Source organism: Bacillus sp. RCC_6_1 (assembly GCF_041360755.1).
Classification (GTDB): Bacteria; Bacillota; Bacilli; order Bacillales; family Bacillaceae_G; genus Bacillus_A; species Bacillus_A cereus.
The window spans coordinates 99298-115693 of record NZ_JBFUPV010000014.1 but is presented as its reverse complement, the minus strand read 5'-3'; the positions used below and the strand labels follow the sequence as shown (position 1 = coordinate 115693).

The window sequence follows — 16396 nt, the reverse complement described above, 5'->3', positions numbered from 1 at the left end:
GAAAATATATACAAAAAAGAGCTATCTCTTTTCAAAGATAGCTCTAATAAAGTAAAACTTTAATCAGCCCTCACCAATCGGACTTTTACAGGCAGCAGGGCCCCTACCTAACTTCTTTGCTTCCGCTTAATTTTGAGTTGAGGGTCTTACTGCCCGTTAATGCGGGATAAACGAATTACTTTTCTACTATTGTATTGTTTTTCTTTATAGATACACCTTTTGTAAATCCACTAACTACAAACATCACAATTATATTAATTAACAATGCGACTATACCTACATTCAAATCTTTTATATACTGCGGGAAGCTCGGAAACATCGTGGCTATAGTTGAACCAGATAAGGTAATATATGCGACCACTAATAGCCCAACTCCCATTCCTGCAATCGCCCCTTGCTTCGTAATAATTTGACGTGGAAACAAGCTACATACAAGTGCAGGGAAAAGTTGTGTAACGATACTGTATCCCATTAATAGAAGTGCTCCTATTGTTTCTCCTCCTTTAAATGTAAATAAAACTGCCACGAGCGTTACTACAGGCACAAATAATTTTGCCATCTTAGCAACTTGTCTATCTGAAGCAGATGGAACTATCGTTCGATAAATATTTTTCGCTAACAGTGTAGAAGCCGCCATAACAAGCATCGAACCTGGAACCAATGCCGTTAATACTCCCGCACTACCAATAATTCCAATAAACCAAGGGTCAAACGTTTGAAGAGCAAGTCTGAACAATGAAAGGTCTACATCCGCTCCTTTTAATCCCGGAACCTGTAATATAGCAGCAAATCCTGCAAAAAATACGAAAAGTAAAACTAAAGAATACAATGGCATAATTGCTGCATTTTTACGAAATACTTTTTCATTTTTTGCAGAAAAAGCAGAAGCAAATGTATGAGGCCACATATAGAAACCGAGGGCCGTTAATATAATAGTAGAAACAAACCAAGAAATACTCATTCCTTCTTCAGGTAAAGATAAAAATCCCGGTTTCGCTGCCTCTACAGCCTCAAACATCGGCTGAAATCCTCCATAATAATGATAAGGTAAATATATACCTAAAAACATAACGATAAACAGTATCATAATATCCTTCAAAGCGGCCGTCCAAGCCGAACCATGTATACCTGAAACCATTACATATATAGTTATAACAATAGCACCAATCCAAACCGCAACAACAGGTGACACCCTTCCGTAAGAAGCTTCTGAAACGATAATTCCCAGTCCTTTTAACTGTAAAACAAGATATGGGATGATGGAAACAACACCAACAATTGAAACAATAATCCCAAGCGCTTTACTTCTATATTTCTTCGCAAAAAAATCCGACTGTGAAACAAGGTTATGCTCTTTCGCATACTTCCAAATCGGTGGCAATAAAAAATACGATAAAAGATAAGCTAAAGCGCCATAGCCTAAAATATAAAAGGTAGGTGCTCCTTTACTATACGCCCAGCCACTTCCTCCCAAAAATGTAAACGTCGTATAAATTTCACCTGCCATAAGGAGAAAAACAAAAATAGTGCCAAACCCTCTTCCCCCAACTGACCATTGCTCTAAATTCATATCTTTTCCATGTTGTGCCCGAATCCCTAAAAATAGTGCGAGAAACAAAAATAAAATAATGATAAGTAATGCAGTCATTTTACATCCTCCTTATTAGCAGGATCAAACACGTACACAAGCCCCATACAAAAAGATGTAATAAACACTGATAATAATACCCAAAATAATAAAAATGGCATCCCTAATACGTAAGGAGTAACTGAATTCACAAATATTGGCCCAACTACTAAACAAAGAACTGGGATAAGCGCTAGAATGTGTATTTTCTTCATCTCATTCTCCTTTACTTATAAATTTCATAATGGCTGATACAAAGACTTCCACTCCAATCGGTAATGCATCTTCGTCAATCGTAAAACGAGGGTGATGGTGAGGATATATAATACCTTTCTCTTTATTTCCCGCTCCGATAAAAAAGAATGTCCCCGGTGCCTTTTGTAAAAACGCTGAAAAATCTTCTCCAGCCATCGTCGGCTGTAAACGAACAACTCTATCCCTTCCATAAAGTTGTAATGCCGTTTGTTCAATAAGCTCTGTAGCTTCATAGTCATTTACAACTGGTCGATACCCATATTCATATGAAAATGTATATTTCGCTCCGTAAGATTCCGTAATATGCTTCACAATCCGCTCAATCTTCTTCTCTGTTTCACCTCGTAATTCATGTCTTAAACTTCTCACTGTCCCTTCAATCTCGGCTTGCTCTGGTATTACATTATGAGTTGTCCCCGCATGAAATTGCGTAACAGATATTACGAGAGAATCTAATGGATTCGTGAGGCGAGATACAATTTGCTGAAGTTGCGAAACGACTTGTGTTCCGATTGCAATACTATCCACCGTTTCATGAGGGATTCCAGCATGTCCACCTTTTCCCTCTATCTTAATTTTAAAAACATCCGGTGCAGCCATTGCAGGACCATAAATAACACCTATTTTCCCAACCTCTAACGACGCCCAAAGGTGAGCACCAATAATATAATCCACACCTTCCATTACACCTGCAGCAACCATCTCCTCTGCACCACCAGGAAAATTCTCTTCAGCATGTTGGAATAGAAAACGAATCTCCCCTTTAATCTTCTCTCTTTCTTCTACTAACTTATATACAACCCCAAGTAATATCGCTATATGTCCATCATGACCACATGCATGCATTACACCTTTATATGTAGAAATAAAATCAAACTCATTTTCTTCATGAATAGGAAGAGCATCCATATCGGCGCGAATCGCAACTGTTTTGCCCGGATGTTTACCTACTAACTTTGCCATCACACTATATTTAGTCGGCCGTGACACTTCTAAACATGGAAATTTCCGAAGTATATCGAACACAAACTGCGATGTTTTTTCTTCTTGAAAAGATAACTCTGGATACTTATGAAAATGCCTTCTCCACTCAACTAACTGATTTTTTGACAAAACAAGTTCCTTTGCAACATCCATTTCTCTTCTCCCCTTCTTCACCAAGTTAAATGTTATTATAACGTGAATTGTTAACTTTTAAAAGAATATTCTGAATTTTCAGTGATGATAAACTAAAAAGAAAAAGCCATCCAAAAGATGACTTTTTCATTATTATAAAATAGTAATTGCTTGTTTTCCCATTTGCTCCCAAGCTTTCTCAAATTCTGCTCGCGGAACAGCCAAACGTGGATTATTTTTAAGAGGATCATTTACATATACAAAGTTTTGATCATATCCAATTACTACTGCACTATGCTCATAATATGTAATTTTCACTTCGCCTGAACTCGTATTCCATGTTTCAAAACTACTTTCAGCTAGCGGCTTAAACGTCGTATTAATAATGACCCATACCGGAGAGCCTGAACTAATTACTTTATATATATCTTGCATGTCTCTACCTGTTAAATTAATTACTTTTTCAGGAACATATTTTTCTGCTAAATCAAAGATTGGTTTATTGTACACACCATATCCAGGCTCTGCCTTTGTATAAATATTTCCCACAAATCCCTCGTAAGGATTTCCACGCAAACCATTTTGTTCAAATGGAACACGATGAATTTCGCTAGCAAGTTGCATCTTATCTACTTGTACACCTTTATATTGCAGCAACATAGCTAAACTTGTCACTTCACATCCTCGAGGTAATTCTGGTAATTGTTTAATAAACGGAACATCTTCAATCATAGCTGCTTCTTTCATTTCAGATAGAAATTCTAGGCGTAGAACTTGCGCCTTTTGCATGATTTTATCTTTCCCTATAAAAAACGCAGCAGCAATTATAATCCCAAAAACAAAAAGATATTTTAACTTTTTCATTATAAACAAAACTCCATTAATTATTATTTTACAGACACAACTCTTATCATTGTACCCTTCTTCTTACTAGTTTGCTAGAAAGATCATGTGAATTATCGCTCATAGAATGAATTATAAAAATTCTAATTATTTTTAATAAAAAGAAAAATAAATATACATTTCCAGAATATTTTGCTAAAATCAAAATTGTTAACATAGTGAAGATATCACCATGTTAACAAACATTCTTAGAGTATTTAGTCATAGTTCGTTTTTTACATACTCCATTCATTTCATAGCAAATAAACCGAGTGTGTTTTGCATCCCCCACTAATGATTAAAAACTCAGAATAAAACGAAGTTTACACATTCAAAAAAATACGGGGTGAGGGGCATATGAATCAACAAATTGAACAAACAGATTTAAAACGAACAATGAAAAGTAGACACCTATTTATGATTGCACTCGGCGGTGTTATCGGAACCGGGCTATTTATGGGATCTGGTCAAATCGTCCATAATGCCGGACCTGGTGGTGCTATTCTTGCATTTTTAGTCGGTGGATTTGTTATGTATTTAACGATGTTATGTCTTGGTGAATTATCCGTTGCTATGCCAGAAGCAGGTTCATTCCAAAGTTATGCAAGCAAATTCATTTCACCTGGTTTTGGATTTGTTGTCGGTTGGATGTATTGGTTAAATTGGGCTGTTACAGTTGGCGTAGAGTTAACAACTGTAAGTATTTTAATGAAACGCTGGTTTCCAGAAGTTTCTTCCTGGATTTGGTGCGTTACATTTGCAGCAGCACTCTTCCTCGTAAACGCTTTATCAGCAAAAGCATATGCAGAAGCAGAGTTTTGGTTCGCAAGTGTAAAAGTCGCGACAATTGTCATTTTCATCGTGCTTGGTGGCGCTGTTATGTTCGGTCTACTAGACTTTAATGGAAAGCCAGCTCCAATGCTTCATAATTTCACTGAAAATGGCGGGCTATTTCCCAACGGTGCATTAGCTGTTCTTCTTACGATGATTACAGTAAATTACTCCTTCCAAGGAACAGAATTAATTGGAATCGCTTCAGGAGAAAGTGAAAATCCTGAAAAAACAATTCCAAAAGCAATAAAAAATACAATTTGGCGAACTCTCTTCTTCTTCGTCTTAGCGATATCAGTTGTTGTAGGTTTACTCCCATGGCAAGAGGCTAATCTAGTTGAAAGTCCCTTTGTACTTGTATTTGATGTAGCCGGTGTCCCATATGCAGCAGACATTATGAACTTTGTTATTATTACAGCTGTATTATCCGTTGCTAACTCTGGTCTATACGCAAATTCTCGTATGCTGTGGGCGATGGCAAAACAAGGAATGGCAAGTCCAGCATTTACGAAATTAACTAAAAAAGGTGTACCGCTAAATGCATTAATTTTCAGCCTAATTTTCGCTAGCCTGTCCTTACTAACAAGTGTATTTGCGGCAGATACTGTCTTTCTAGTTTTAACATCTATTGCAGCAATGGCTGCCGTTGTAGTTTGGATGTCAATCGCCGCTTCACAGTTTTTCTTCCGTAGAAATTTCGTGAAAAATGGTGGCGACATAAATGATTTAAAATATCGTACACCGCTCTATCCACTCGTTCCAATCGTAGCGTTCTCGCTCAATTTCATTACATTTGTTAGTTTGGCTTTCATTCCAGATCAAAGAATTGCTCTTTATTGCGGCATTCCATTTATGATTATTTGTTACATTTTATACCAAGTTAAATATAAAAAAATTGTCACACTTGAACAGCCACGAACTGTCACACGAGAAATAAACTAAATATACAAAATATTCAGCTATCTTTCTTATAATAAGATAGCTTTTTTCTATTTCTTGGATATCCTGGTATAACTTTATTTATCTTAAAATTTTCACAATCACGTTTTTCTCTGGAAAATAGTTTACAATGTAATCAAGTTACAAATGATATTCACCTTAAAAAGTGTGCATTTGTGTCTATTTTTTAACAATATATCAAAAACTATTGCCTTCTATAAATTAATAGGTTTATATTGTTTTATTGGCATAGTTTCAATCCAAGGAGAAAGGAGATTTTCAATCGTGCAACTAAAGAAAGCGTTTTGGAAGTTGGCTTCGCTTCTTCCGTTATCATTACTTCTGTTCCTCGGTGGCTGTGATAAAAAACTCGCAGTATTAAATCCGCAAGGACCTGTTGCAAAAGCACAGTATGATTTAATTGTTTGGTCATTCTTGCTTATGTCATTAATTATCGCAATTGTATTCATTCTGTTTACAGTCATCTTGATTCGTTATCGTGAAAAACCAGAGAATATGGACTATGAGCCACCTGAACAACACGGTAACACATTACTAGAAATTATTTGGACGCTTGTTCCTGTTATTATCGTTATCGCATTATCGATTCCAACAGTAAAAGCAACTTATGCTTCGGAAGAGGTTCCGAAAGAGTCCAAACATATTAAACCAGTTGAAATTTATGTTACATCTGCAAACTGGAAATGGTTATTCAGTTACCCAGAGGAAAAAATTGAAACCGTTAACTATTTAAACATCCCAGCTGGTGTACCAATTCAATTCAAACTGACTTCTGTCGGCCCAATGAATGCTTTCTGGGTACCAGAACTTGGTGGTATGAAGTACACAATGGATGGCATGATTATGGATCTTTATTTACAAGCTGATAAGCCAGGTTCTTACCTAGGTCGTAGTGCGAACTTCTCTGGTGAAGGATTCACTCACATGGAGTTCGAAGTTGAAGCGAAAACTAAAGAGAAATATGACAAGTGGGTTAAAGAAGTACAAGAAACTGCTCCTAAACTAACAGAAGCTAAGTACAACGAAATTGTTAAACCTGGTGTAGTTGGTCGTATGACATTCTCTAGTCACCACTTAAGTTATGTAGATCCAAAATCACTTGAATATTGTGATTACAACTACTACAAAAACAAAAAATAATAGCTATTATTCCAACAGATTGGAGTGAACACAGTGAAGCTTGATGAATTCTTTGTCACAGGTGATCCGATTATTTACGGTGCAGACGCTTCTATCGTTCTTGTGACATTAGCAATCATTTTCGTACTAACAAAGTATAAAAAATGGAAATGGCTTTGGGACGAATGGTTAACAACTGTTGACCATAAAAAAATCGGAGCTATGTATATTATTTCTGCGGTTATCATGTTATTCCGTGGTGGTATGGATGGTTTAATGATCCGTGCACAATTAACATTCCCAGAAACAACTTATTTAAACGCTGAACACTATAACGGGATCTTTACAACACATGGTACAGTAATGATTCTTTTCATGGCAATGCCATTCGTTATGGGATTAATGAACCTTGTAGTACCATTACAAATTGGTGCTCGTGACGTTGCATATCCGTTCTTAAATGCTTTAAGTTTCTGGTTATTCTTTGTCGGAGCAATGTTATTCAACATCGCTTTCGTAATTGGTGGTTCTCCAGACGCTGGGTGGACTTCTTACTTCCCAATGGCAGGTACAGAGTTTACTTCGGGCGTAGGAAATAACTACTACGCAATTGCATTACAGATTTCAGGTCTCGGTACGCTAATGACCGGTATTAACTTCCTTGTTACTATCTTAAAAATGCGTACACCTGGTATGACTTTAATGAGAATGCCAATGTTTACTTGGTCAATCTTAATTACAACAATTATCATTATTTTCGCTTTCCCAGTATTAACAGTTGCTCTTGCATTAATGACATTTGACCGTCTATTCGATGCTCACTTCTTTACGATGGCGAGCGGCGGTATGCCGATGTTATGGGCCAACCTGTTCTGGGTATGGGGTCACCCTGAAGTATATATCGTTATTTTACCGGCATTCGGTATTTTCTCTGAAATCATTAGTACATTCTCACGTAAGCGTCTATTCGGTTACAGTGCGATGGTATACTCAATGGTTGCAATTTCTTTACTAAGTTTCGTCGTATGGCTTCACCACTTCTTTACGATGGGTGCAGGTCCAGCGGTTAACTCATTCTTCTCGATTTCGACAATGGCGATTTCGATTCCAACCGGGGTTAAGATCTTTAACTGGTTGTTTACACTGTATAAAGGACGTATTCGTTTTACAGTTCCAATGCTTTGGTCATTGGCATTTATTCCAAACTTCGTAGTCGGTGGGGTTACAGGGGTTATGCTTGGAATGGCAGCTGCTGATTATCAATACCATAACAGCTACTTCCTAATCGCTCACTTCCACTACGTATTAATCGCAGGTACAGTATTCGCTATGCTTGCTGGATTCACATTCTGGTATCCAAAAATGACTGGTCATATGTTAAATGAACGCCTAGGTAAATGGACATTCTGGATCTTTATGAGCGGATTCAACATCTGTTTCTTCCCAATGTACTTCTTAGGTTTAGACGGTATGACTCGTCGTATGTACACTTACTCTGAAAGTCTTGGATGGGGATGGCTAAACCAAATCGCATCTGTTGGTGCGGTAATGATGGGTATCGGCTTCCTACTTCTTTGCTACAACGTAATTTGGAGTGCACGTCACGGTGAACGTGACACAACTGGAGATCCATGGGATGGTCGTACACTTGAATGGGCAACTCACTCTCCTGTACAACATTACAACTTCGCGAAGCTTCCTGAAATTAAAGAAGCTGATGCTTTCTGGTACATGAAAAAACGCGGAGAAACAGTTACACCAGCAGCAGAAGATATCAAACCAATTCACATGCCAAGTAACTCTGGTGTGCCTATTATTGCGTCTGGATTCTTCGGTCTTGCAGGTTTCGCATTAGTATTTAGCTGGTTCTGGCTTGCAGCAATCGGTGGAGTTGGTATTTTAGCTTGCTTAATCTATCGTTCATTCGATTATGATGAAGGTTACTATATCAGTGTTGATGAAATTAAAAAAACAGAACATATAGCATGAGAGGTGAAATGACATGGCGGCTTTAGATAAAAGCTTACCTTTGGAATATCAATCCGAACAAAGCAGATTGAATATCCTAGGATTCTGGATTTTTCTTGGGGCTGAAATTATGCTGTTCGCAACACTTTTCGCCTCTTATCTAGTCCTTGCTGGTCGTACGGCAGATGGCCCAACACCAGCGCAATTGTTTGAACTTAAAACGCTTTTAATTCAAACATTACTACTTTTAACAAGTAGTTTTACATGCGGTATCGTAATTCATGAAATGCGTAAGCATAACCAAAAAGCGATGCTTGGATGGTTCGTCCTTACATTACTTTTAGGTGCAGGTTTCCTATTCTTTGAGATCGAAGAGTTCATTATGTACATTGGTGAAGGCGCAACAATTCAAACAAGTGCTTTCTTATCTGGATTCTTCGTTCTTCTTGGAACGCACGGAGCTCACGTAACAGGCGGTATCATTTGGGCAACTTGTGTTATTATCCAAATTTTAAAACGAGGTTTAACACCAGTTACAGCTCGTAAAGTATTCATTATCAGCTTATACTGGCATTTCCTTGATCTAGTTTGGGTCTTTATTTACACACTAGTTTACTTGAACGGGATGGTGGCGTAAATGGCTCAAAACAACAATCAAGCAAACGGGCATGCGCATAGCGGATTCCCTTGGTCACACGTTTTCGGATTTATTTTATCGCTTGCATTAACGTTTCTAGCGTTATACGTGGCACTTTACACAACATTGCCACTTTCAACAGTCTTAACAACTATTATCATAATGGCTGTTGCGCAAGCATTGTTACAATTAATTATGTTCATGCATTTAAAAGAAGGAGAAGGAAGAGTTCAAATTCTTACAATGATATACAGTTTCTTCGTTGCAACTGCAACAGTTGGTTTAACTGTATGGATCTTCTTCTCAATGTAATGTACATGAAAAAGACTGCTGAGATTCCTCAGCAGTCTTTTTTTATCCCCTCCCCTATTACATCCACATTACGGAATTAACAACAGAATCATGAAAAATATACTTATTATGACAAATGTTAAGAAAAATCTTTCTTTATGAAATCGAATCCATATGCGTTGCTTTTCTACCTATTATATGGCTAAATAGGTACTATATTTATTTGAAGGGAGAGAACGCAATGGAACATCATACTTCTGTTCTATCACTTATGGTTGTCGTTGCAATCGCGTTTTTCGTTCCCCTTTTGTTACAACGCTTTAAATTAAAAGCACTTCCTGTTGTCGTTGCAGAAATTATTGCAGGAATCTTTGTAGGTAAAAGTGGGTTTAATATTATTGAGCCAGATATATGGCTTCAAGTTTTATCAACATTAGGATTTATCTTCCTCATGTTCTTAAGCGGTTTAGAAATTGATTTTTCTATCTTTAAACAAAAAGGGAAAAAAAATACGACAAACGAGCCAAATACATTTCAAGTAGCAAGCATTATCTTCTTATTTATTTTCATCTTATCTTATGCCCTATCATTACTATTCGTATGGCTAGGATTTGTAGATAATGCAATGTTCATGACTTTAATTATTTCAACTATTTCTTTAGGTGTTGTTGTACCAACATTAAAAGAAAACAACCTAGGAAAAACTGCAATCGGACAAATCATTTTATTAGTTGCTGTTATCGCAGACTTAGTTACAATGATTTTACTCGCTGTTTTCGTCGGATTAAATTCCGAAAGCGGTCAAAGTATGTGGCTCTTACTTATTCTATTCGGTGCCGGTATTGTCATTTACTTTATTGCAAAACGCTTTAAAAACATTCCATACTTAGATAGTTTAAAAGCTGGTAGTGTACAAATTGATACACGAGCTGTTTTTGCACTCATTTTAATCTTAGTTGGGTTATCGGAATCTGTTGGAGCAGAAAATATTTTAGGTGCCTTCTTAGCAGGTGTACTTGTATCGTTATTATCACCAAATGAAGATATGGTGGAAAAACTTGATTCTATCGGCTATGGTTTCTTCATCCCTATTTTCTTCGTAATGGTTGGTGTAAATCTAGAGGTGTGGTCTATTTTCAAAGAACCTTCTAGCATGCTAATGATTCCAATCTTAATTGTAGGACTCTTTATTTCGAAACTCTTACCATCACTCGTCTTAAGAAAATGGTATCCACGTAATATCGTACTTGGAAGTGCAATCTTATTAACATCGACACTTTCTTTAGTTATTGCGGCTGCACAAATTGGTGAAAAACTGGAGATCATCAGTCCAAGTTTATCTGCCTCTCTTATTTTAAGCGCAGTTATTACTTGTATTTTTGCACCTATATTGTTTAAAAAAATGTTCCCAAAAGTAGAAACACCAAAACCAAAAGTAGCTATTATTGGCGCGAGCAGAATTACCCTTCCGTTATCACTAGATTTAAAACGAGAAGATTATGACGTAACGCTATATATGATGCGTCAAAACAAAATAAATGATGAAGAAGCGAAATCACATGACTTCCCTATCGTGAAATTAGATGACATCACAATCGCATCATTAACTGAACAAACAGCATTTGATGCAGATCGCGTCGTTGTTGCAACAAGCGATGATGAACAAAACTTATTATTGGCAGAACATGCAAAAGAGCTAGGTGTTGAACATGTTATTGCAAGTGTAGAAGATCCACTTCTACAAGAAAAAGCAACGCAAGAACATATCGCTGTATTCTCAACAATTAACTCTACACGTATTTTATTACGTGCACTTATTGATAAACCTAGTCTCGTTCGCTTAATTACAACAGCAAACGAAACAGTACGTGAAGTTGAACTGCGCAGCAATAAATATAACGGCGTTGCGCTTCGCCGCCTCCCGTTTTTAGGTGATGTACTTGTCATTCAAATCTACCGCGGTAACAAAGCATTAATACCACATGGTGATACAAGACTACAACACGGTGACACATTACTTGTAACAGGTTCAAAAGAACATATCGATACACTAAAAAACATATTAGAGTAAAAAAATGCCCCTCACATAATTGAGGGGCATTTTTTTAACTTCATATGGTAAAATGTTACTATCACATATTATGAGGATGGATCACATTATGTCTATTGTAACTTTAGCTCTTTTATTATTAGCAGAAATACTCGTTGCCATTATTCTCATCGGTGTTAGTATTGAGATTTGTAGTTACGGATGGAAAAAATCGAATGGAATAAAATATTCTTGCCTCCTACTTTCACTCCTTCTCGGAACTGCTAGCATACTCGGACTTCTCGCCGCACCTGCTTATTTCTTTATACAATTAACAGAAAAGGCCTTATAAGAAAGGATGTTAATATGATTATCGTGAAAAATATTGAGGGATCTGAAACTTACGTATTACGTCAAAAAATTTTACGCCCCAATCAAACATTAGCAGATTGTAAATATCCTTCCGATTATGAAACAGACACCTTCCACTTAGGCGCATTTATAAACGATGAACTAATTAGTATCGCTTCCTTCTCAAAAGAAATATACCCTGACCTACCAGCCGGTATTCATTATCGTCTACGAGGAATGGCCACATTACCTGAGTTTCGAAACAACCACGCTGGAAGCTCCTTAATTCAGAATGCAGAACAAATCTTACAAGAGCGTCAAGCAAATATGTTATGGTGTAATGGCCGAATTACTGTAGCTGACTATTACAAGCGATTAGGCTTTCAGGAGCATGGTGAAATTTTTGAAATTGAACCAATTGGCCTTCATAAAGTTTTGTATAAAAAGATATAAGAAAAGCTTTCCTCAATACGGGAAAGCCTTTCTTATATTTCAATCTTCTCTTTTTATTTTTTTCATATATATGTATATAAACAAACTAGGAACTAAAAAACAAGCAAACATAATAAGTCCTGTCATACTAATTTCCTTTATCGAAATATCTGGTGTTACAACGATACAAATAGCTAAAATCCCAATAATAATACCCACCGGAATGAATAATAGCTTCATAAAATAACGACGCGACACTCCGCCCGTATGCTCATACACTTCCACTGAATTTTTCAGATTTAAAAAGTTAATAATTATTATCCCGCCCATAAATACCATTAATAAATCCGAAACACTTTCATATCCTGCCCCTTGCAAGACATAGCGGTAAAAGACGATAGCTAGTATGACGATATTTTGTAAGATGAAAGCTAATCTAATATGTTTTAACCCTTCAATCATTAAACGTTCATCTTTCACGATTTTCATCCTACCACTCCTTTTCCTCCCAAAACAAATCATTCAACGTTTTATCTACTGCATAACAAATTTTTAAACATAAATCTAAAGATGGATTGTATTTCCCCTTCTCAATTAAACTAATCGTTTGCCTTGTAACGCCTACTTTTTCTGCTAATTGTTGCTGTGTTAAATCTAACTGAACACGCGCGACTTTTATTTTACTTACAGCCATTCATGTTCCTCCTCCACCTTTATTGTAACATATATATTGCATTATGTAATTTATATTTTACGAAACCAATTAAGTTTTCACCTTATCCCAATTGGTGCGGGCTAATACACAGTGAGGATATCCCCTACTGCCTATAGTTTCACTTTATTATACACAAAAAGGGAGCCTCCCATAAGAAGGCCCTCTCCTATATTTATATTATAAGAATAAATGACATCCAAATAAGAATGCAAATAAGTATAGTAATGGATGTACTTCCATCCCTTTACCCTTCACAATTTTCAAGACTGGATATACTAAAAATCCAATTGCGATTCCATTTGCAATACTAGATGTTAACGGAATACCTATAAAAATTAAAAATGCTGGTAACGCATCTTCAAATTCATTCCAATTAATATCTCGAATGCTTTGTGCCATTAAACTACCTACTATAATTAATGAAGGAGCTGTAATAGCGGCTACACTTGATAAAGAAGCAATAACAGGACTAAAAAATGCCGTTATAATTGTTAGACCAACAACTACAATCCCTGTTAATCCAGTTTTACCACCTGCAGCAATACCTGCTGACGATTCAATCGTCGCTGCTGTTGGGCTTGTTCCAAAGATAGAACCTGTAGTCCCGCCAATTGCATCTGCAATAAACGCTTTACCAAAACGCTTCTCTGTATTGTCTGTAATTAAACCTGCTTGTTTAATTAAACCGAGTAATGCACCTGTTGTATCGAATAAAAGTACAAGTAAAAATGAAAATACAACGCCGTATAATCCGTATTCAATTACATCTGAAAAGGCATTGATTGGGTTTGAAACGATGATACCCTCTGGTAAATGAGGCATCGCCACAATTTTATCAGCAAACTTCAATTGCCCTGTAAAGAAGGCAATAATTCCTGTCACAATCATACTAATAAATAATGCACCGCTCACACGCAATGTCATTAATACCGCCGCTAATATTAAACCAATTAAAGTTAAAATAACAGCTGGAGAATGAAAATCACCAATCGTAACTAAATTAGACGGATGACCCACGATAATTCCAGAAAGGCGCAATCCAATAAAAGCAATAAATAGTCCAATTCCACCTGCAATTGCATGCTTTAAACTATCAGGAATTGCTAAAATTAACTTTTGCCTAAACGAAGTAAAAGATAATAAAAGAAAAATAATCCCCGTTACAAATACAGCTGAAAAGGCAACTACATATGTAATCCCTTCTGCCTTCTGTACAACAGAATAAGCAAAATATGCATTCATTCCCATAGCTGGAGCAATAACAATCGGGTAATTCGCGAAAATCGCCATACCTACTGTTCCAACAACGGTTGCAATAATTGTTGCTGTAAACGCTTGGTCAAATGGTACACCTGCATCAGATAATATTTTTGGATTGATGACAAGAATATACGCAAATGTAAAAAAAGTTGTGATGCCAGCTAAAAACTCTTGCTTCACAGAAGTGTTATATTTTTGTAATTGAAACATGCTTATGTACCCTTCCTACACCTGAATTATTATCACACATTCTTTTTCTTACTAGTATGTGAGAAATTATAATACTTAATCTTAACAATCAATAAAAAGAAGAGTCAATATATTCCCTAATAGTTCGAATTTTAAGTTTAAGTCTGACAAGTACAGATGTAGTACAGTTCATTATGATTATTTTTGTAGCATAACAGATAGAAATGTTTTATAATTTGAAATAGTTAAATATTTAGTAAACGCATTCAAATATCGTTCACTCTACAAGGGGGATTCTTCTTATGCAGCACACAAACAAATCTGGAACTTTAAATCGTGGTTTAAAAGAACGACATATTACTTTAATGTCACTGGGCTCAGCTATTGGCGTTGGGCTATTTTTAGGATCCGCTTCCGCCATTAAACTAGCAGGTCCTTCTATTTTGCTAGGCTATATGATTGCCGGTCTCGTTATTTTTTTCATTATGCGAGCGCTTGGGGAAATGGCAATTGAACAACCTGTTGCTGGTTCTTTTAGTAAATATGCATATGATTATATTGGACCACTCGCTGGTTATATTACTGGTTGGAATTACTGGTTCTTATGGGTTGTTACTTGTATGGCTGAAATTACAGCAGCTGGCATTTACATGCAGTACTGGTTCCCTGATATCCCGCGCTGGACTTGGGCATTACTTGCTCTATTATTAATGAGCGCTTTTAACTTCTTATCGGTAAAAGTATTTGGAGAACTTGAGTTTTGGTTTGCTCTCATTAAAATTGTCACAATTATCTGTATGATAGTAGTCGGAGCTGGTATTATTTTATTCGGATTCGGAAACGGTGGTATCGCTACTGGTATTTCAAATCTTTGGTCACATGGTGGCTGGTTCCCAAATGGATTTTCTGGGTTACTACTCTCCATGCAGATGGTACTATTCGCTTATTTAGGCGTTGAATTAATCGGCGTTACAGCTGGTGAGGCTCAAAATCCGAAGAAAACACTCGCAAAGGCAATTGATAACGTATTTTGGAGAATTCTACTCTTTTACGTTGGGGCATTATTCGTTATGATGGCAATTTATCCATGGAACGAACTTGGTGAGAAAGGCAGTCCATTCGTATTAACATTCCAGCAAATTGGTATCGCAAAAGCAGCAGGTATTATTAACTTTGTCGTATTAACAGCAGCTCTTTCTTCTTGTAACGGTGGTTTATTTAGTACAGGCCGTATGCTATATACATTAGCTCAGCAGAAAAAAGCTCCTGAAAGATTTGGTCGTTTAAATAAAAATGGCATTCCAAGCCAAGGAATTGTAGCAACTGCTATCGTTTTACTAATTGGTGTTATATTAAACTATCTTGTACCTGCAAAGGTATTTACATGGCTTACTAGCATTTCAACTTTCGGTGCAATTTGGACTTGGGGCATTATATTAGTCGCTCAAATTAAATTCCGTAAAAGCTTGCCTACTCAAAATAAACAAAAGTTATCATATAAAATGCCTTTATACCCATTAAGCTCATATTTCTCACTTGCCTTCCTTGCACTAGTCTTATGTATAATGGCGTATTCAGAAGATACACGAATTGCATTGATTGTCGGCCCAATTTGGCTTATCGGCTTAGCAATCGTATATTACATGAAAGGGTTTCATAAGATTGATGAAACACCTAACTCAAAAATTAGTTAAGCAAAACATCCCTTCCTTATTACTTGGAAGGGATGTTTTT

General features: G+C 36.5%; 16 protein-coding genes. 9 read left to right on the top strand and 7 right to left on the bottom strand.

The features are described 5' to 3' along the window. Positions 1–175 precede the first annotated feature (175 nt). From AB6801_RS26275 to AB6801_RS26260, 4 genes are all read right to left on the bottom strand, one after another. Entirely contained in the window at positions 176–1648 is a 1473-nt protein-coding gene (locus tag AB6801_RS26275; protein WP_000125932.1) for a sodium:solute symporter family protein, read from the bottom strand. Then, the gene (locus tag AB6801_RS26270) at positions 1645–1842 is read right to left on the bottom strand and encodes a DUF3311 domain-containing protein (RefSeq protein ID WP_000719837.1); all 198 of its coding nucleotides are present in this window, start codon (positions 1840–1842) and stop codon (positions 1645–1647) included. The genes AB6801_RS26275 and AB6801_RS26270 overlap by 4 nt, the downstream gene beginning before the upstream one ends. 1 nt (position 1843) lies before the next feature. After that, positions 1844–3019, bottom strand: coding sequence for an amidohydrolase (locus AB6801_RS26265; protein ID WP_016117179.1), 1176 nt, complete (start codon positions 3017–3019; stop codon positions 1844–1846). 132 nt (positions 3020–3151) lie between these two features. Further along, entirely contained in the window at positions 3152–3862 is a 711-nt protein-coding gene (locus tag AB6801_RS26260; protein WP_000734482.1) for a C39 family peptidase, read from the bottom strand. 375 nt (positions 3863–4237) lie between these two features. Here AB6801_RS26260 and AB6801_RS26255 point away from each other — a divergent pair, with 375 nt between their 5' ends. The 8 genes from AB6801_RS26255 to AB6801_RS26220 all read left to right on the top strand — a co-directional run bounded on the left by AB6801_RS26255 (position 4238) and on the right by AB6801_RS26220 (position 12519). Continuing rightward, on the top strand, positions 4238–5653 hold the full coding sequence (locus AB6801_RS26255; protein WP_087964873.1) for an amino acid permease: 1416 nt from the start codon (positions 4238–4240) through the stop codon (positions 5651–5653). 282 nt (positions 5654–5935) lie between these two features. Next, positions 5936–6811, top strand: coding sequence for a cytochrome aa3 quinol oxidase subunit II (locus AB6801_RS26250; RefSeq protein WP_001176165.1), 876 nt, complete (start codon positions 5936–5938; stop codon positions 6809–6811). A 33-nt stretch (positions 6812–6844) separates the two neighbouring features. Beyond that, a complete protein-coding gene (qoxB, locus tag AB6801_RS26245) occupies positions 6845–8779 on the top strand; it encodes a cytochrome aa3 quinol oxidase subunit I (protein WP_000762367.1) in 1935 nt (644 codons plus the stop codon). Between the two features lie 13 nt (positions 8780–8792). After that, positions 8793–9395, top strand: a complete 603-nt coding sequence (gene qoxC / locus AB6801_RS26240; RefSeq protein ID WP_000729318.1) for a cytochrome aa3 quinol oxidase subunit III — start codon at positions 8793–8795, stop codon at positions 9393–9395. Beyond that, positions 9396–9707: a cytochrome aa3 quinol oxidase subunit IV gene (gene qoxD / locus AB6801_RS26235; RefSeq protein ID WP_000068425.1), complete on the top strand. Its 312-nt coding sequence runs from the start codon at positions 9396–9398 to the stop codon at positions 9705–9707. 220 nt (positions 9708–9927) lie between these two features. Then, positions 9928–11757: a monovalent cation:proton antiporter family protein gene (locus AB6801_RS26230; RefSeq protein WP_000399972.1), complete on the top strand. Its 1830-nt coding sequence runs from the start codon at positions 9928–9930 to the stop codon at positions 11755–11757. Between the two features lie 52 nt (positions 11758–11809). Next, positions 11810–12067 carry a DUF4022 family protein gene (locus AB6801_RS26225; protein ID WP_044129536.1) on the top strand — a complete coding sequence of 86 codons (258 nt, stop codon included), beginning with the start codon at positions 11810–11812 and terminating at the stop codon, positions 12065–12067. Positions 12068–12081: 14 nt separating this feature from the next. Further along, a complete protein-coding gene (locus AB6801_RS26220; protein ID WP_000587679.1) occupies positions 12082–12519 on the top strand; it encodes a GNAT family N-acetyltransferase in 438 nt (145 codons plus the stop codon). Between the two features lie 39 nt (positions 12520–12558). Here AB6801_RS26220 and AB6801_RS26215 read toward each other — a convergent pair whose 3' ends face one another. The 3 genes from AB6801_RS26215 to AB6801_RS26205 all read right to left on the bottom strand — a co-directional run bounded on the left by AB6801_RS26215 (position 12559) and on the right by AB6801_RS26205 (position 14683). Then, positions 12559–12987, bottom strand: coding sequence for a hypothetical protein (locus AB6801_RS26215; RefSeq protein WP_000706629.1), 429 nt, complete (start codon positions 12985–12987; stop codon positions 12559–12561). A gap of 1 nt (position 12988) precedes the next feature. After that, positions 12989–13192 (bottom strand): helix-turn-helix transcriptional regulator, encoded by a 204-nt coding sequence (locus AB6801_RS26210; RefSeq protein WP_000301183.1) that lies wholly within the window; start codon positions 13190–13192, stop codon positions 12989–12991. Positions 13193–13390: 198 nt separating this feature from the next. After that, on the bottom strand, positions 13391–14683 hold the full coding sequence (locus AB6801_RS26205; protein WP_000487197.1) for an NCS2 family permease: 1293 nt from the start codon (positions 14681–14683) through the stop codon (positions 13391–13393). A gap of 281 nt (positions 14684–14964) precedes the next feature. Between AB6801_RS26205 and AB6801_RS26200 the strand changes: the two genes are divergently transcribed. Further along, positions 14965–16356 carry an amino acid permease gene (locus AB6801_RS26200; RefSeq protein ID WP_001164895.1) on the top strand — a complete coding sequence of 464 codons (1392 nt, stop codon included), beginning with the start codon at positions 14965–14967 and terminating at the stop codon, positions 16354–16356. Positions 16357–16396 lie beyond the last annotated feature (40 nt).